At 57.7% G+C, this 17,216-nt stretch carries 12 protein-coding genes; 2 read left to right on the top strand and 10 right to left on the bottom strand.

The window, feature by feature from the left end; genetic code table 11:
* Positions 1 to 71 precede the first annotated feature (71 nt).
* Entirely contained in the window at positions 72 to 1,385 is a 1,314-nt protein-coding gene (locus A3AI_RS48990) for a preATP grasp domain-containing protein (protein WP_245287021.1), read from the top strand.
* A gap of 811 nt (positions 1,386 to 2,196) precedes the next feature.
* Here the strand turns inward: A3AI_RS48990 and A3AI_RS46650 are convergent.
* The 4 genes from A3AI_RS46650 to A3AI_RS48270 form a co-directional block, all read right to left on the bottom strand.
* Positions 2,197 to 2,775 (bottom strand): 2OG-Fe(II) oxygenase, encoded by a 579-nt coding sequence (locus A3AI_RS46650; RefSeq protein WP_245287020.1) that lies wholly within the window; start codon positions 2,773 to 2,775, stop codon positions 2,197 to 2,199.
* Positions 2,776 to 2,889: 114 nt separating this feature from the next.
* Positions 2,890 to 4,083 carry a GFA family protein gene (locus A3AI_RS45570; RefSeq protein WP_024519958.1) on the bottom strand — a complete coding sequence of 398 codons (1,194 nt, stop codon included), beginning with the start codon at positions 4,081 to 4,083 and terminating at the stop codon, positions 2,890 to 2,892.
* 1,501 nt (positions 4,084 to 5,584) lie between these two features.
* Positions 5,585 to 6,466, bottom strand: a complete 882-nt coding sequence (nifH, locus tag A3AI_RS0134730) for a nitrogenase iron protein (protein WP_024519957.1) — start codon at positions 6,464 to 6,466, stop codon at positions 5,585 to 5,587.
* Between the two features lie 259 nt (positions 6,467 to 6,725).
* The gene (locus A3AI_RS48270) at positions 6,726 to 6,893 is read right to left on the bottom strand and encodes a hypothetical protein (RefSeq protein ID WP_156928077.1); all 168 of its coding nucleotides are present in this window, start codon (positions 6,891 to 6,893) and stop codon (positions 6,726 to 6,728) included.
* 203 nt (positions 6,894 to 7,096) lie between these two features.
* Here A3AI_RS48270 and A3AI_RS0134720 point away from each other — a divergent pair, with 203 nt between their 5' ends.
* On the top strand, positions 7,097 to 8,422 hold the full coding sequence (locus A3AI_RS0134720) for an MFS transporter (protein WP_036050684.1): 1,326 nt from the start codon (positions 7,097 to 7,099) through the stop codon (positions 8,420 to 8,422).
* A gap of 451 nt (positions 8,423 to 8,873) precedes the next feature.
* Here the strand turns inward: A3AI_RS0134720 and A3AI_RS0134715 are convergent, their stop codons facing one another.
* The 6 genes from A3AI_RS0134715 to nifA form a co-directional block, all read right to left on the bottom strand.
* Entirely contained in the window at positions 8,874 to 10,400 is a 1,527-nt protein-coding gene (locus A3AI_RS0134715) for a benzoate-CoA ligase family protein (RefSeq protein ID WP_024519955.1), read from the bottom strand.
* A 491-nt stretch (positions 10,401 to 10,891) separates the two neighbouring features.
* Positions 10,892 to 12,166: an FAD-dependent monooxygenase gene (locus A3AI_RS0134710; RefSeq protein WP_024519954.1), complete on the bottom strand. Its 1,275-nt coding sequence runs from the start codon at positions 12,164 to 12,166 to the stop codon at positions 10,892 to 10,894.
* On the bottom strand, positions 12,163 to 13,311 hold the full coding sequence (locus A3AI_RS0134705) for an electron transfer flavoprotein subunit alpha/FixB family protein (RefSeq protein WP_024519953.1): 1,149 nt from the start codon (positions 13,309 to 13,311) through the stop codon (positions 12,163 to 12,165). Before A3AI_RS0134705 ends, A3AI_RS0134710 begins: the two co-directional genes overlap by 4 nt.
* 18 nt (positions 13,312 to 13,329) lie before the next feature.
* On the bottom strand, positions 13,330 to 14,172 hold the full coding sequence (locus A3AI_RS0134700) for an electron transfer flavoprotein subunit beta/FixA family protein (RefSeq protein WP_024519952.1): 843 nt from the start codon (positions 14,170 to 14,172) through the stop codon (positions 13,330 to 13,332).
* A gap of 511 nt (positions 14,173 to 14,683) precedes the next feature.
* The gene (locus A3AI_RS48265; RefSeq protein ID WP_156928076.1) at positions 14,684 to 14,830 is read right to left on the bottom strand and encodes a hypothetical protein; all 147 of its coding nucleotides are present in this window, start codon (positions 14,828 to 14,830) and stop codon (positions 14,684 to 14,686) included.
* Between the two features lie 388 nt (positions 14,831 to 15,218).
* Complete coding sequence (nifA, locus tag A3AI_RS0134690; protein WP_024519950.1) at positions 15,219 to 17,039, bottom strand: nif-specific transcriptional activator NifA; 1,821 nt, start codon at positions 17,037 to 17,039, stop codon at positions 15,219 to 15,221.
* Between the last annotated feature and the right edge of the window lie 177 nt (positions 17,040 to 17,216).

The following is a 17,216-nucleotide window of genomic DNA, read 5'->3' as shown; positions in this document are numbered from 1 at the left end:
CAGATTCGCCGGTTCGATCGTATCGATCGGAAGGCTGCGGCCACGTCCTGTGATCCGATGCGCCGGGCCTCATGATGCCCCGTATTCTCATCATGAATGCCGGCACCGCTCAAATGTCAGGCACCGATCTGACGCCAATCCAAGTTTCGCTGGCGGCCAAGTCAGCGTGGCGCTCCGCATGGTTCGCACGGGAGGACGATGTTATCGTGTCTCCAGTAGCCGTCCCGCCGGACCTGCTGAACTACATCGGCGCAACGCTAAAGTTCGACCCATCAAGGGTCTCGGTCATTGTGCCGGACGCGGCTCAGGGAATCCTCAATGATTCCACGTTGCAGTCCAATACAATTGTCGAGAAGCTAAGCAAGACACTGCGTCAAAGGTCTGACTGGACACTTTGCGCTTGCTACTTGACCGAAGGGGTCGCCCGCTTAGCTGCCGCGCTCGGCATACCGAAGAACGGGGACGGTTTTGCCTTGCAGCGAGGATCAGATCTCTTGAACCGCAAGAGCCACTTCCGTCAATTGGCGACAAGCGCGAAGCTTCCCCTTGCAAGCGGATGCGTAACAACAGGCGCGGACGAGCTATTCAGAGCGGTCGACACATTCAGCCGCGAAACGGGAATGGTCATTGTAAAGCTAGACAATGGAGCTGGCGGCGTCGGTAACATTATCCTAACCGGCGAGGATAGCGCTCCATTACCCGGCGCGAGAGAAACCCGCCGGCTCCATTGGTCATTGTTCGAGGCTGAGGCATTATGGTCTGAGATAACGACGCCGTCGTGCAAGACGGCGATTGTCGAATCCTACCATTTGGCCCGCTCCATGTTTTACCTCGAGTTCGAAATCAAGACACACGGCTCGATCGGCTACATGAATAGTGGAAGCATCCGCATGCGTCCGAGCGCCGATGGGTCAGAGCGATCTCTCGTTTGGACCGGACTGGAGATCCCGAGCGATATTAGCATTTGCCGGAGTTCGGCTGCATACGCTCACGCCTGCAGATTTGTCGAGCTTGTGCGGACCTTGGGATACCGTGGGCTGATCAACGTCGACGCGATCTTGTCAGTTGACGGGCAGCTGCTGTTTAATGAGGCGAACGGCCGGTGGGGCGGAGGATCGGTGCTCCACAGCATAGCCTTGCGGCTATTAGGCCCGGACTATTCTGACCACTACGTGATTTCATCCGTGCGTAACGTAAAGTCTCGCTCATTGCGAGCCACTATCGATTATTTGGCAAATGAAGGATGTCTATTCGATACCGCACATAGACAGGGCGTGATACCGCTTGCCGATGATCCAGAGACAGAGACAGTAGAGTGCCTGGTGATCGCGCGCGACAGACTGATTGGCCGCAATCTAGAAGATCGGCTCTTGAGCAAAGTCTGAACGAGACAAAGGCATCGAATGGCGGGGTTGGGGGTACCACGCCAGCCCCGAGCGATGGATGCAAGCAAACTAGGCAGAGACATGAAGAAACATTCGAACCAAGAAATCCTGTCGAAACTCGTGCGAGCAGACGAGCTCGCGCGAACGGGCGTTTCGCAACTGGAAGCCTGCAAGGAGCTCGGCGTAAGCGTAATGACCCTTCATCGTTGGCGCAAATTGTCGCTCAGCAATGACAGCGTGCCCCCATCGCAACGCTCCGTAGCCGTAGAGACAAGGCCGACAGCCTCACCTGGCATTGATGATATGCGACTCGCATTGGATGAGCTTACGCTCGAGAACCAACGGCTTCGACGGATCGTCACCGATCTTTTGCTACAGAAAACGGCGCTTGAGGAAGCGTCAGTAGCAACTTCCGGGACTGTCAGTCGCGCACGACCTGCAGCAGGTCCCGATGACCCGTCTGCGGTCAAGTAGGCTTGTCTGATGATCGTGTAACCGGGATGCAGGCTACTCCGCTCTTATGTTACGGACTCGCAGCTCCTCCAGACATGGGAGCCGGGCGGTTCGGCGGTCTATGCCTGCAGAGCCGGCAAGCGGCCCTTTGGCTGCATCGCCAAAATATCGGCAGCTGAAGCGCTATTTTGCGGTTCTTGCATCTCCCCTGCTCTTTGCAAGGCACCTGCCCTTCATGCTTGCTTGAGCTGGCGCACCGTAAGGTAAGGCCAGAGCACCGGGCGCCGTTCGACGCCGATCCATGGGACGGGCGATAGAGTATCCGATCACTTCGGCTATTAACCGAGCCGTCATGCGATCAGGCGGGGGAGTTCATTATCCGTCGATTGGCGCCGGTGTAACCTGAGCAGAAATAGACCAGTGATCGTCGCACGCCGGCGCGCACTGGTCTCACCTCATGCCGGAACCTGCACGTTGTGATAAGTACGCTTCCCAATGTCGGGCGAAACACCTGGGGATTGCGCCCGGTTGGATACACGACGAACTCACCGCCCTCGAAACCTCTGGCGAGCTGGAGAATGACTGCGAATTCGAAGTCAGGGTCACTTTCAGCATCGACATGGATGCCAACGAACGATTCAGGTGGCATCCGATGGACCTGACATCGGCGAATAACGTATTCTGACGCCGATCCGAAGATCTTTCCGAGCGTGGAGAGGCGCTGCCGCCTCTCAAGGAGTTCGATGATTTGTGCGGAAGCTGCGCCATTCACGTTACCCGGACGACAGCCTGGGTGGGCTACCCGCACTCGTTTTACCAAAACATCATGAGAATCGCCGGCATCTCCCTTCCGCACTTCTTCTTCTGGAATATCGGATTCCAGCAGATCAATCCTAGCCAATTCATCCGGGGTGAACATGGTCTGGGGCGGCAGCAAGACCGTACCGTGAGCTCTTAACTCTGTCCGGTATCTTGCGAGGTCATCCTCTGAGAAAAGATCGGCTCCGTCACTCATTATGCAGGCCTTTTCAGATCGGCTCGATCTTTTAAACTAATGACAGCAGCTTCGATCCACCTGGAGCGAGGGGATCGCGCGTTCCCAGTTCTTCCCGTCAAACTCGTCTATTCTTAAGCATTCGATCGTCGTCGCATCAAGACATCGAACATTTACGCTGAAGCCTGAAGGGTTCGATCTTGGGCGATAAAATGGCTTCACACCACAAACCTGACAAAACGTGTGTCGCGCGATGTTCTGATTAAACTGATACGTGCTGAGGAGCTCTTCGCCGCATTCGATCCTGAGCTTGTCGCGGGGAACCAGCATGTGCAAAAATCCAGACATTTGGCAGATTGAACAGTTGCAGCTCACGGCAGAAATATCGGCTGGCGCCTGGACACAAAATCTGACAGAACCACAGTGGCATCGGCCCCTGTGCTCAACCTCCGGCCTCCGAATCCGCTCGAGCGAGCGAGTTCCGGCCAAGCCGCGGCACCACTCGACGTTGAGACCGTACGCGCGATCAAATTCATCCAGGAAACGACCAACGCTATCGGCAGGAATCAGCTCTGCGATGAGCCGGCTTGTCATCTCGCCGTGACGCTTTTCCGCAGGATCTTCACCGCCCACATGGAGCCTGAAATACTCAAGTTCATCAACTCGAGCATCGAAAGTGTCGGCCACGGTGGTCCATAGGGCCTGGATCATTTCCCCGGCATGAAGTTCAAACGCTACCATGGCTGCGCTACGCAGTATGGGATCTCTCGACGACAATCCGCTATATAGGCCACGCAGGTATTGACGCGTTATGGCACTATAGTTGGGCTCGATTGCCCGGCCGAGCAGCCGGGACACATCTTTTGCAAACAGCTTTGAGTGAAACTTTGTCGTATCCAATATTTGCGGTAACGCGGCGTTGCCGCCTCGGAGAACCAGCCGATGGCCTCCCGTTTCATCCCAAGAGATAAAGTTTGCAACCACACTGGTGAGCTCGACATCGCGAGGGATGCCTTGGTTATGGTCTATGGCGTGAAATGCAAGATCCTTTTGCGATCCAGCCTGTAGAAGAGGGAATGCTTCCGACATCGCGAAGTAGTCAGGAAGCAGACTTGCAAGCCGATCCTTTGACATCTCAGCAGCGAACGGGTGGGGATGGTACAGAGTGCGGGCGCGGTGAAGCAATTGCTCGTAGCCTGGCAGCACTATCGGCTCATGTAGTTTAGCTGGAGACGCAAGGAGTACTGTCATTCAGACCTCGGCTAAGATGAGAGAGCGCCTGTTGAACAAGCGATCAAGCTGGCAGACAAGGAATAGGCTGGGCGACGATCGGCATTTCAGAATGAAGAGTTACGGGAGCAAAGGATACCTCGCGTAGATCTAGTCCCACCATGTGAGTGGAAGCTCTTGATGTTGTCCGCCGGCAGGCCATTCTCGGGCCTCCAGGCGACTGCCGTGCAACAATCATTCCAAGCGGTTAAATCGATTTTCTGGAACGGATCGATTCCCGACATCTTCTTCAGCTCTCAGGCCGGCACGGCTTGCGCGAGAACAAATCATTGTCCGCGATTCCGCAGTATAGGTTGGTGTCGGGTCCGCCTAGCTTGGACCAGCGCGATTCCGGCCGCAAGGTTGACAGGCAGGGCCCGGGGTTGACCAGAACTCAATCCCGTAGGGGTCATATGCGCGCTATCATTTTTACCTGCTCGGTCACCAACATGATGGTTCAGCAATGGCTGGAGGATGATGAGAGCAACGCGACGAACCAAGAATTTCAAGGCATTATTTGCCCCGCTTGTTCGCAGTTGCACTTTATAAATCGCAAGACTGGACAGTTGCTTGGCCAGGACGGACGACAACGCCTTAAATCGCGCAATCCGTAGGCTGCGTACCTTTGCCGATAGCCAACCGCTCCCGAAATTCGTGGCCTAACCGCGCGCTTCTGCTATCCCGACGGATGCGCCAGCGGGATCGACTCGACGGTACCGGAGACCGTGCCCAACACCAGAGGCACATCGCATTCGCGCATGGTGTGGTAGGTCGCCAAAAGCTATTCAATCCGACATCAACGAATTTTACTACTCGTCAGGTTCTTTATCTCGCAAGATGTCTGCCATGGGCGCTGCATGCTCGCCAAGTGCGCGTAGTTCGTTGTGTGCGCCTGCACACCCAGGACCCGCAAAAAAGTGTTACTCGGCAGCCTCGATTGAGCAGAACGCCAATCGATTGAGATCCTCCGGTGACGGCCTGGCGAAGCAGCGACCTTCGGGATTTGGCATCAGACTTTCGATCGGGGCTTGCAAGGCAGCAGGAGACGAGCTGAAGAGAACAGACAGCGTCATCAGCAAATCGGCTCCGGCCCCCTCCTGTCGACCGAGGGTTCAGCGCGTCGCCGTGCCAGTGCAATGCGCGCGGCCGCCAAGTGGGGGGCGTGACGAGTAAACAGGCAAAGAGACCTCCGTCGATCGAGCCGACGACCAACAGTGAGGGCGATGAGACCCTGCGAACCGGTTGATTTTCTGGATATGTTGCGGAACCTCCGCACGACCAGCAGCGCAGGGTTCGCGTTCTTGCAATTTGAGCAACCTGACGTCTGGTGAGCGCAGGTTGCCGCTCCCGGTACGCCGCTCGCGTCAGTCGATCTGGTCAAACAGATCGACGGAAATTAGCAAGTCACCCAGCATTTTGCCGCGAACACCGGTCTCCTCGGGAGGGGAATGTAAGGAGACCGGCGTCCGTCGCTCGCCTTGCGCTAGGCAGCGAGTTCGGCGGCAGTCTTGCCGACAATGGACTCGTCGACCGCCTTCATGATCCCGTGCTCCATCAGCATGTCCTCGAGCTCATCCATGGAGATCGGGGTCGGGATGATGCCCTTGCCGCCGTTGTTGTGGATCTTGGTCGCGAGCTGGCGATAGTGATCGGCCTGCTGCGAGTCTGGCGCATATTCCAGCACAGTCATGCGGCGCAGTTCCGCATGCTGCACGACATTGTCGCGGGGCACGAAATGGATCAGCTTGGTACCGAGCTTCTTGGCCAGCGCCTCCGCCAATTCCAACTCCTTGTCTGTCTGCCGCTCGTTGCAGATCAGGCCCCCGAGCCGCACGCCGCCCGAGTTGGCATATTTGAGAATGCCCTTCGAGATGTTGTTGGCGGCATACATAGCCATCATCTCGCCTGACATGACGATGTAGATTTCCTGCGCCTTGTTCTCACGAATCGGCATGGCAAAACCGCCGCAGACGACATCGCCGAGCACGTCGTAAGAGACGTAATCGATGCCCTCATAGGCGCCGTTCTCTTCGAGGAAGTTGATCGAAGTGATGACGCCGCGGCCGGCGCAGCCGACGCCTGGTTCCGGGCCGCCGGACTCTACGCAGCGGATGTCCTGGTAGCCGATCTTCATCACGTCTTCGAGTTCGAGATCCTCGACACTGCCGGCGTCCGCGGCGAGGCTTAAGATCGTGTCCTGCGCCTTGGCGTGCAGGATCAGTCGGGTCGAATCTGCCTTGGGGTCGCAGCCCACAATCAGGATCTTGTGGCCCATCTCGGCCAGCGCCGCGAGCGTGTTCTGCGAGGTGGTCGACTTGCCGATACCGCCCTTACCATAGAATGCGATTTGTCTCAGTGAAGCCACATTGCTCTCCATCAACCGATTTGCCAAAGATTGCACGCTCTCGTTGCGAGCGAGCCTGTTTCTCTCTCGAAAAACGGGGCACACGGGTTTAAGGGAAGGAGAGCATCGCTCGTCTTGAGGCGTCGGCGTGCACTCAGCCCTCGCTCAGTGTTGCCGCATCTTCCTAGCAACCGCCGTGCCAACCAACGGCGAAATCGACCTAAGCTGCTGACCTGGCTTTAAAAACACTCGACCATTTGCAAATGAACCGCACCTGTTCCTAAACAAACAGATGCGTGCGGCTGTCTGACAACGGACAAGCTTCAAATGAGATTGCTTCATTCTCCGGCGTGGTCTTTTCCGCCCAATGGCCTTCATCGAGATCCAGTCTCGCCGCAAAATTGTCAAACCATCCGTGTTTGGCGAACTCCCTCCAGCGGATGAACATGGGTTGCCAAAATCTGTGGGTTCGCACTCCGACCGCCGAAAATATGCCGAGAATGCGAGACGGTTTCGGATCGGTCGGTCGTATCTGCGTGATCGCAGATTGGCGGCTTGGCTACATTGGGCTGGCGCGAGGTTTTTCCGCAACCGGCCATTTCAGACGGGAAGGAACTCGCGGTGTTACAAATTTCGCCCACGCCTGCACCAATGGTTAAGTCGCGCGTCGGCGCGATTGTGCGCTCCACCAGCGGCAACTTCCTTGAGCAGTTCGATTTTTTCCTATTCGGCTTCTATGCCAGCGCCATTGGAAAGGCATTCTTCCCGGCCGACAGCGAAACAGCGTCCCTGCTCGACACGTTCGGGGTCTTTTGGCTCGGCGCGTTGATGCGTCCGGTCGGGGCGATCGTGCTTGGCGCGTATATCGACGAGCTCGGCCGCCGACAAGGGCTGATAGTGACGCTATCGATCATGGCGATCGGCACCGTGGTCATCGCCTTCTGCCCTAGTTACGCAAGCATCGGCATTGCCGCGCCCGCAATCGTGCTGCTCGGGCGACTACTGCAGGGCTTTTCTGCAGGGGTCGAGGTCGGCGGCGTTTCGGTCTACCTTGCGGAGATCGCAAGCCCCGGTAAGCGCGGCCTTTACGCGTCATTCCAGTCTTCGAGCCAGCAGGTCGCGATCTTTGTCGCGGCGATCTTGGGATATGTGTTGAGCGAATTGATGCCGGCCGAACTCGTCTCCGCCTGGGGCTGGCGCATTCCGTTCTTTGTCGGCTGCTTGATTATTCCGCTTGTCTTCTTTCTGCGCCGGACGCTGGAGGAAACGCCGGAGTTTTTGGCGATGGAGAAGCATCCGACCGCCCGCGAGGTCTTTGCCTCGGCAGTTGCGAACTGGCGGATCGTCGTTCTGGGGATGATGATAGCTATCCTGACCACCACGACGTTCTATTTCGTCACTGTCTATACGCCCACATTCGGCAAGACCGTGCTGAAGCTAAGCTCCCATGATGCTCTGTTGGTGACGCTCCTGGTCGCTGTGACCAACTTCATCTGGAATCCGATAGGCGGCACCGTGTCCGACCGGATAGGCCGAAAACCGGTTCTGCTGATCATTGCCGGGCTTGCCTTGGTAACCACGTATCCAGCGTTGTATTGGCTTGTGAGCGCACCAAGCTTCGGCAAGATGCTGGCGGTAGAGATGATGTTCTCTTTCTATTTCGGCACCTACAGTGGTGCAATGCTTGGTGCTCTTGTTGAGATCGTGCCGAAGCATGTGCGCACGACGTGCTTTTCGCTGGCCTTTGCACTGGCCGCCGCCTTGTTCGGCACGTTCACGCCATTCGCCTCGACCTGGCTGATTAACCGAACCGAAGACAAGGCGTCACCCGGCTTCTGGCTAATGTTCGCAGCTGCGCCCGGTATTATTGCGGCTCTCACCGTTTATCCCGGAAGCGCGAAGCCGTCGAGAGGTACGAAGTGGTCGCGGCCTGAGCGGCCCACCGGGCTTTTAAGCGTCCAAGCCATATCGCATTAGTGACCGCTCTGATGCCTCGGCCATGTTCGTATCTACCTGAAGTCGTCGAATGTGATGTAACGGTCGTGTCAGGCTTGAGGGGCTGGTAGCTGTACTCGGCGCCTGCGGAGGTTCGGCACTGCGTCAGTTGCGGAGTTCTGATCCCGGAGCGGCCTGTGTTTTGCAGGCTGCTTACGTCTGTACCCGCTTCACTGGTCCTAGCAAAATGGCCACGTATTGGTTCGACTGTATTCCGTTGCGGTCGCAGTCGTCCGGCAGCCGCGCTGCGCGGCGATCAAGGCCCGACTGTCCGTCTGCACTCTCGAACTGGACCCGCACCCATTTCGGCATAGCCCGAAGGATCGGGGTTGCGCGTACAGTGGATGTGTGGCGCCTTACTCGGTATGACCCCCACTATCAGTGGCAACAAAACGCATTCATCGTGCAAGCGCGCATGCTGTCTTGCCAGCTCTTAGGCGTTTAACTTGGGCCGGCCACCCTTGCCTGACGCGTTCCGCGGCAAATGCTCGACAAAGCAAATGATGTGAGCATATTTATAACGCTCAAGGTGGTCCTGACACCACTTTTGCAGTTCTCGCGCGAGGCTATTTGAGCCAACGAGGCCGCGAGCGAGAACGACCGATGCACGAATGCGCGATAGGCCATCGACGTTCTGCGGAGTCACTGCCACTTCCGCGACCGCTGGGTGTGTTATGAGAACACCCTCGATCTGGCCAGGAGAGACCCATTCCCCGGCGATTTTGACCATGTCGTCCTCGCGGCCCTCGAACCAGTAATATCCATCGTCATCCAAGCGATAAATGTCACCGGTCGCCACCCAGTGCCCGACGATGACTTCTTGTGTCTTGGTTCTTTGCCGCCAATACTCCATGCTCGAGCTTGGACCACGGACCTGCAATCGGCCCACGTTACCGGTCCTGATCGGTAGCCCATCATCGCCAACCAGACGCAGTTCGTAACCGGGCACGGGCTTTCCACTTGATCCGACTTTCAAGGCGCCGGGAGCATTGGAGCAAAAGATGTGGAGCAACTCAGTGGAGCCAATTCCGTCCATGATTTCCGCATCGAACTTATCCCGCCAACGACTCCAGATCTCCGGGGACAAGGGTTCGGCAGCCGAGAGCCAGCGGCGGACCGAGGCGAGATCAGCGAATGTGGAGCCATGATCATCGAGAATCGCTTTATATAGCGCGGGTACGAGAAACAGCAGCGTGGGTTTGTAATTGTCGATGATCTCCAAGAGGGCGGCTGGTGTCGGACGTCGCGGAGAGAGAACAGATGTAGCTCCAGCCCATGCCGGGAACGTCAGTCCACCTCCGAGGCCATAGGCATGATAAAGCGCCCGAGCGAAACATATGTCGTGTTCGGTGATACCAAGGGTCTGTCGAGCGTAAGTCTCGCAAGTCGCGGGAATGCCCTGGTGTGCATGAACAATTGCCTTAGGCCGACCTGTCGATGCGCTGCTGTACAACCAGAACGCCATATCCTCTCGGTGCGTGCCGGCCGGTGCGAGTGTATCACCGGCTGCAGCCAAGAGTTCATCGACTGATGTAGTTCGATCCCTGGAAGCGCCAGGCGCCAAAATCACCATCGATCGAATATCTCCAAGAGACCGGGCCACTCTTTCGACCCAAGGCTCGTCCGTCACGACCAGCGAAGCTCCTGCCTCCAAAACGAAGTGCCGATACGCATCCTCCTGAAACGCGGGATTTAGCAGGCATGGAACAGCTCCGATCCGTAAAGCGCCCCAAAAGGCCACGGCAAGGAATGGAGTGTCGCTGAGAACAAGCATCACCCGCTCACCAGCGCGAACATCCAACCTGAGCAGTGCGTTCCCCATTCGGCACACGCGAGCGAAGAGCTCGCCAAAGCTGATCCGCTGATCGTCGCAGATGATTGCTGTCTTGTCAGACCGCCCCAAAGCCAGATTTCTGTCGAGCATCGTGCTTACGTTGTACCTGTCCGGGACTACGGTCATGTGCGCTGTCCTTGTAATAAGGGTTCTCGGCGGAGCGCCGGAGCCTGCGGCCCTGTGTCCGCATGTGTATCGGCGCCTTCATCGCATGATAATCGGCGAGGCTTTCTGTCATCGAGATCGCCCGAGCGAACTTCAGGACGGATCGAGCAAGGATGGCGCACGTAAGCGCCATCGCACAGCTAATTGCCCCTCACAGCTGTGTCAGCCTTCAGCGAGCCCATCGGCGACACTGGCCATTCGATTCGCTCACGCCATCCCATTTTGATCCAGTTGTGAAACAACGTCTGGCTCGACCTGCCGATTGACATTGAGCGCGTGCAGCTGAATCCGGGACTTGAGGGAATTGCGGATACAGTTTCTTCCTGGTGCGTATCCTTGTATAAGTGATCGCATCCTTGAAGACGGATGGTGGAGCAGCCTCGCTCAGGTTCAACAAATGGTGGGCATCCATGGCTCTTCCTTCTCGCGCCGGGGCTTGCGCTGGTGATTCTTCAACGCAGGACGCGCGGTACCCGAAACGGCTCGCCGCCGGTCCGAGACCATGGAGATGGCAATATCCTCAAGATCGATTTATCGGCCTCCGGCGTTCCGCGGGTGAAGTTCTTCATCGCCTTCAAGACGAGCTGCGGATACGTGAGCGAGAAGCTTTGCGGATCAGCATGCAGTAGACCCGGCATATCCTCGTACTTCTTCGATTCCCGTAACGTCATCTGCAACATTTTGTTGTAGAGTGAAAGGCCGCCTGCCCTCGTGAGATCTCCGCGCAATTTGAGCCCGGAAACGGCTTCCGCAGCGACCCTCCCTGAGATCATCGCTATGCTCGGGCTATCGAAATCGACGATGCCGTCCAGCGACGCGGCATCTCCGACGGCCACCCAACCACTGCGGCGAAGTCGCGGTGCGGGCTTGTCCCCGCGTTTGGGAATAAGGTGCGCGGAATAATCTCTGACGTCCGAGCCGTCGATCAGGCGCGCGATCGACGGATGACGCTTGAAGCTATCGAGTAGTTGGTAAGGGATTTCGCCCGTTTTCTGGAGTTCGGACAGGAGGCAAGCGACGCCGAGCGAAATGCACTCCTTGTTTGCGTAGATGAAGCCGATGCCTGTCATGCCGCGCGCGATGACGCCACCGGCCTCGATCACGACCCCGCCATCGCCTTTCAGATTTAACCGATCTTCGACAACCTTTCTCGGCAGAATGTGCGTTTCCTTGACCGCCAATGCAACCTGGTCAGGTTTCGGCGCCTTGCGGAAGCCTGCCCGCGCGCCGAGCAAGCCATTGGCGCCGTCGGCTAATACGACCACATCAGCGTGTATTATGCCGTCCTGGCGATCGGTACGCACGCCGATGACGCAGCCACGGCGGTTCCGCGCTAGCTCTGTCGCGGTGGTCTGACATAGCACAGCGGCACCGGCTTGCTTCACCTTAGAGGAGAACCACTTATCGAAGTGGGCGCGGATTACCGTATAGCGAGTTGGCCGCTTGGCGTCGAAACGGTAGCCAAGCCCGATATGGGACCGGTCATTCATCATCCAGAAGCGTTGCTCGACCAGGTTGCGTTCGAGTGGCGCATCGTCTCGGAAATCAGGGATGAGCTCTTCAAGCAGATCCGCTGAGAGGATCGCGCTTTGGACGTTTTTTGATCCGGAATATTCACCTCGCTCGAGCTGCAGGACCTTCACACCGCGTTTGGCCATAGTCAGGGCGGCGGCGTTGCCGGCCAGTCCGGCGCCGACCACGATGGCATCGAACTTCTCATCTATCACGGACCTCTCCTTCTCTGCGGCGCACCTCGGAAGTCGTGGCTTACGACACGGTCACGCAAGCGCGGCGACAGCCGCGCTTGAAAAGCCGCCGCGAGCGCCGGCAAGAGCCGGACCGCATCAGTGACAACTCCAATATGGGCAAAGTCGAAGATCGGCGCGTTTTTGTCCGTGTTGATGGCAATGATAAGATCTGCGCCCTCGACGCCGACGCGATGCTGGATCGCCCCAGAAATTCCGGCGGCAATGTAAAGCTTCGGACGTATGGTTTTGCCTGTCTGGCCAATCTGACGATCGGAGGTAACCCAGCCCTTTTGCACCAGCGGACGCGAGCACCCATGCTCAGCGCCAAGAACGGCAGCTAACTGGCGCACCAGCTCAAAATTTTCCACCGATCCAAGTCCCAAGCCACCGGCCACGACCACGTCAGCATAAGCCAGGCTGGATATTGACGAGTCACGGTCTGGTACAAATGAGAGCACCTTTGAAACGATGTCGGCTTCGATCAAGTCGAGAGAGTGGAGGATGATGCGGCCGGGATCGCGCGCGATGCACTCGGGCATCGGCATGACGCGCGGTCGCACCGTGGCCATCTGCGGCCGGTAGTTCAATGTGTAGATCGTGCAGAGCAGCGAGCCGCCGAAGGTCGGGCGTGTGGCGGCGAGCGAGCCATCACTATCGACATCGAGCTCCGTGCAATCAGCAGTCAAGCCGGTCAGCAATGTCGTCGCCACCGAGCCTGCGAGATCACGGCCCAATGTCGTCGCCCCCAACAGCAGGATCTCTGGCTTATAGCTGTTGACGAGGTCGGTCAGCGCCTTGGTGTAGGCCTCGTTGCGATAGTCAGCGAGCACTTGATCCGCGACCAAATAGACCAAGTTGGCGCCATACGAGAACGACTGGAGCGCCGCATTGCGTGCCGCCTCACCCTCGGGGCCGATCACGACAGCGGCGAGGTCGACCTTCAGCTTGTCCGCGAGTCTTCGACCGGCGCCCATCAGCTCCCAGGAGACCGGATGAACCTCCCCGCGCTCCTGCTCGACGAAGACCCACACATGTTTGTAGGCTCTGAAATGCTCCGGCAACTCCTTTTTTGCGGCAGCGCGTCCTGCCGCGCTTGATGCAGGAGCCTTTATGACATTGGTCATTGCAGAAAATCCCTCAGATCAGACGTTGCCGGCCAGCGCTGCAAGGTCAGCTTCGAGCTTCGGCTGGTGCTTGAAGATGGTATCAATCAAGGCTTGCGCCGGCTCCTCGCTCGGCTCAACAAGTGTTGCCTTGTCCGCGCGTGCGGAAGGTGCGAAGACGCGTTTGACGACGGTGGGCGATCCCTTGAGACCACATTTTGAGATGTCCTCGACGCCGGCATCTTGCGCGCTCCATTTTACTATTGGTGCCCGGGCGGCACGCAATGCATCTGCCATGGCGCCCCGGCGGATCTGATTGGTCGCCTCCAGCATTGTAATGAGACACGGAAGCCTCGTGCGCAGCACCTGGACACCGCCTTCGGAGCGTCGCTCCGCTTCGATTGTGCGCGCGGTGAGATCCAGTGCCCCGATCTTGACGACATAGGTTAGCTGCATGACTTGCAGCCGCTTCGCGATGCCAGGTCCAACCTGGGCAGTATCACCATCGATGGTCTGCTTGCCCGTGAAGATCAAATCGGGTTGACCGTAGTCCTTACCGATTTTGCGGATGGCAGTTGCCAGTGCGTAAGTCGTAGCCAAAGTATCGGCGCCAGCAAAGCAGCGGTCGGTGAGCAGTACGGCGCGCTCGGCGCCGAAAGTCAGCGCCTTTCGCAAGGAATCCTCGGCCGACGGCGGCCCCATTGTGACGACGGTGATCTCGCCGCCGAACTTGTCACGGAGTTCCAGCGCGGCTTCGAGCGCAAAGAGATCGTACGGGTTGATGATGGTCGGCACCCCCTGCCGCATGATCGTATTGGTAACGGGGTGCACGCGGATCTGTGCGGAATCGGGGACCTGCTTGATGCAGACGACGTTGTGCATATGCCTCTCCAGCCGTTCTGAACCTGGTGAAGCGGACAGCAAGTGTCGTACCACTGTGTGAAACGGCCAAAAAACGGCCGCTAACACAATCGCTTAAGAAATTTGTCATACTAGCTTGACGCCCGCCGACGATGGACGTCTGACATTCGTCGCGAGTGCTACAACGCCGATTATGCCCGGCGAGCCATTTTGATCCTGACAAAGAGGCGCTTGAACTAACGCGAGGTGCGCTTGCTCTGGTCAATACTCACGCGGAAATCGGGCTTTGACGGGGCGAGGCCGCCACCTCGAGACACCACAAGTCTGGAGCCGATTTGTGGTCGATGGTTCTTCGGCGTAAGTAGGTCCATATCATGTGCTTTCACGACCAGGTGACACTCACCTGGGTGGCGACAGCCCTGCCGAGCCCTTGAGATCTCGAACGATTTTCTCGCGAGCTCATCTCAGATGCAATATAAATCGGTGATTTCGCGCGCCTGACTTCAGCCAAGTTGACGATCCACGACCGATATCAAGAAATCCCCGCAAGCTTACGCAGCAGCACTCGCTTAGCTGAGACCTGCAACTCCGCCAAAGTCGTTTTGCACAGCCGAATTTCATCTTTCAGGTCCACTGCAACATCGGCAGCTGTGCCGAGCGCAATCCGAGCTTCCTTCATACTCACGTCTAGGCGGAAAGTCCTGTGGCGCCGCATGCATTCAGAATTCGACACGATGGCACGTGTCCGGGCCGGTAGGTGAAGCATACGCTATGCGGTCTGGATAGCCAGCGACAGGACCGACGAGGACGCTGCGTGCGAAGGGAGCGCCGGTGCCTGCTGTGGAGCACGGACTTCGGCGCTTGACTTGGGGCCTTGACTTTGGCCCTTGACCCCGGGCCTTCGACCGCGGCGCCCGACTTGCGCCGCGGCCGCTCGCGTTGGCCGAATCGGCGCAGCCTCGTCAGCGGTCTCTTCTGATCGTACTCGGCCAAGCACAATTGGCCCAGACACCTGTTTTCGTCCGAGTTATTCGCGTGCGTAGTGATAAGCCAACTCTGCCAGTCCTTCAGAAACGCTTGATCTCGATATTGTGTTTCCTCAAAGCATAGCCGATCTGGCGCGGCGTCAGTCCGAGCAGCCGCGCCGCTTTTGCCTGGACCCAACCCGATCGTTCCATGGCCGCGACGACACGCTCGCGATCAGCTATCTTCGCGCCACTTACGAGGGCAGCGCTTGCAGGTGCCAGCGGAGCGAAATCACTGCCAATAGGTGGAAGCGAACTAGCGGCCGGCGCCGGCTGCGCAGCTGGCTCCATGGGCAACGGCACAATTGGTCCTGGCTGCCTCGCCTTCACATCGCGCCCTCCTTTCCACAACGTCGCAGAAAGACACTGGTCATTGCAGCAGGCAAGGTCATTTCTAATAATCGAGGGGCCCGGCGCCAGCGTCGCCGTCCGCCGCACGCAATTCTCGAGTTCGCGGACGTTCCCTGGAAAACCACAATTCATTAGCACTTCGGTCGCACTCGCATCGAAGGTCAGCGTACGTCCGTTCTCGCCGTTGAAATTCTTGAGAAACTCAGAGGCGAGCAGCGGAATATCACTACGCCTCTCGCGCAGCGGCGGCAGCAACAAAGGGACCACACTGATCCGGTAATAAAGGTCGGCACGGAACTCATTTCTTGCGACCGCCTCCTCGAGATTCTTATTGGTGGCCGCGATCACCCGAACATCGACCTTGATGGTTTGGTTGCTGCCGACGCGCTCGAACTCCTGCTCCTGCAGCACACGTAGTAGCTTTGCCTGGAAAGAGCCGGAGATCTCGCCGATCTCATCCAGAAAAAGCGTTCCCTTGTCGGCCAGTTCAAAACGCCCCTTACGTGCATTGAAGGCGCTGGTGAAGGCGCCCTTCTCATGGCCGAACAATTCGGATTCCAGCACCGTCTCCGGAAGCGCCGCGCAATTGAGCTTGATGAAGGGCCGCTTGGCGCGCAGCGACAGTTCGTGGATAGCCTTGGCTACCAGTTCCTTACCGGTGCCGGATTCGCCACGCAGCAGAACCGTGCTATTCGATTTCGCTACCACCGCGATTTTCTCGAGTAGCCCGCGCAGCGCCGGACTTTTGCCTATGATGCCCTTGACATGGACTTTCCTGCGTTCCCGCGCGTGCTGTACGACGTCAGGCGATTGCTTCGCCAATCCGTTTCGCTCTGCCGTCGGCTGCTCGCGATCGTTCGCAAACACCCGGTACAGCTTCACGGTCTGGCCCACCAGGTTAGCGACCACGCTCAGCAGTCGCGCGTCGCAATCAAGCTGATTCCTCGAGCTATTGAGGAGGCGATCGATGGTCAGCGTCCCCACGACTTTCATGTCGTTGCGAATGGGAATGCCGATGAATGACACCCTCACGTCGTCAGAGGCACCGAGCAGGTCCATATCGGCGCCACTGAACGACGAATGCTGGGCGATATCTTCGACAACCACTGGCATGTCCGCTGCGACAATCTCATCGATTACCTTCTGCGGCACGCGCGTCCGGCGGCGGTCGTCGGTGCCCTCGCTGGAATCCGAACCAACGGTTATTTCTGGCAAGCCATCTTCGCCAAAGAGAGACACTATGCCGCACCGCATCTGCACAAACGATTGCAGAAGTTCGACGACATTGGCGAGCGTGACTTCGAGGCTGCTCGGGGCTGCGAGGACCCTGGATATTTCGAAGATGCCACTCAGCGCGTTTTCATACGAAGAGATAGTGGAACCCGGTTGGTTGTCCTCGGACGTCGAGTCCGGTCTTTCGCGTACAGAAGCGCTGTGCAGCACGACGACATCTCCGACGTTGTGACCATCGCCCCTGTCAGCTTGTTCGGATTCGCGAATATTGTCTTGCATGTCATCCTCGATCTCCCGTTCAGCCTCACGGGATGACAGCAAGGGATAGCACCTTTTCATGGCACGACTGTAAAATTAAAATGGCCTCGCTTAGTTATTCTCTTCCGCGGCGAAATGGCGCGCGAATGAGCCGCGGAACGAGTTCCAAGCGGCCAATTCAAATCAGCAACGATTTGT

Source organism: Bradyrhizobium sp. Tv2a-2 (assembly GCF_000472425.1).
Taxonomy (GTDB): domain Bacteria; phylum Pseudomonadota; class Alphaproteobacteria; order Rhizobiales; family Xanthobacteraceae; genus Bradyrhizobium.
The sequence above is the reverse complement of the archived record's forward strand: the minus strand, read 5'-3'. Positions and strand labels throughout refer to the sequence as shown.

Excerpts from the sequence above, each read along its gene's own strand:
- A3AI_RS48270 (WP_156928077.1), bottom strand. The coding sequence starts at position 6,893 with ATGTTCATCCGCTGGAGGGAGTTCGCCAAACACGGATGGTTTGACAAT.
- A3AI_RS0134720 (WP_036050684.1), top strand. The coding sequence starts at position 7,097 with ATGGTTAAGTCGCGCGTCGGCGCGATTGTGCGCTCCACCAGCGGCAAC.
- A3AI_RS48990 (WP_245287021.1), top strand. The coding sequence starts at position 72 with ATGATGCCCCGTATTCTCATCATGAATGCCGGCACCGCTCAAATGTCA.
- A3AI_RS0134705 (WP_024519953.1), bottom strand. The coding sequence starts at position 13,311 with ATGACCAATGTCATAAAGGCTCCTGCATCAAGCGCGGCAGGACGCGCT.
- A3AI_RS45570 (WP_024519958.1), bottom strand. The coding sequence starts at position 4,083 with ATGACAGTACTCCTTGCGTCTCCAGCTAAACTACATGAGCCGATAGTG.
- A3AI_RS48265 (WP_156928076.1), bottom strand. The coding sequence starts at position 14,830 with ATGAAGGAAGCTCGGATTGCGCTCGGCACAGCTGCCGATGTTGCAGTG.
- A3AI_RS0134700 (WP_024519952.1), bottom strand. The coding sequence starts at position 14,172 with ATGCACAACGTCGTCTGCATCAAGCAGGTCCCCGATTCCGCACAGATC.
- A3AI_RS0134715 (WP_024519955.1), bottom strand. The coding sequence starts at position 10,400 with ATGACCGTAGTCCCGGACAGGTACAACGTAAGCACGATGCTCGACAGA.
- nifA (WP_024519950.1), bottom strand. The coding sequence starts at position 17,039 with ATGCAAGACAATATTCGCGAATCCGAACAAGCTGACAGGGGCGATGGT.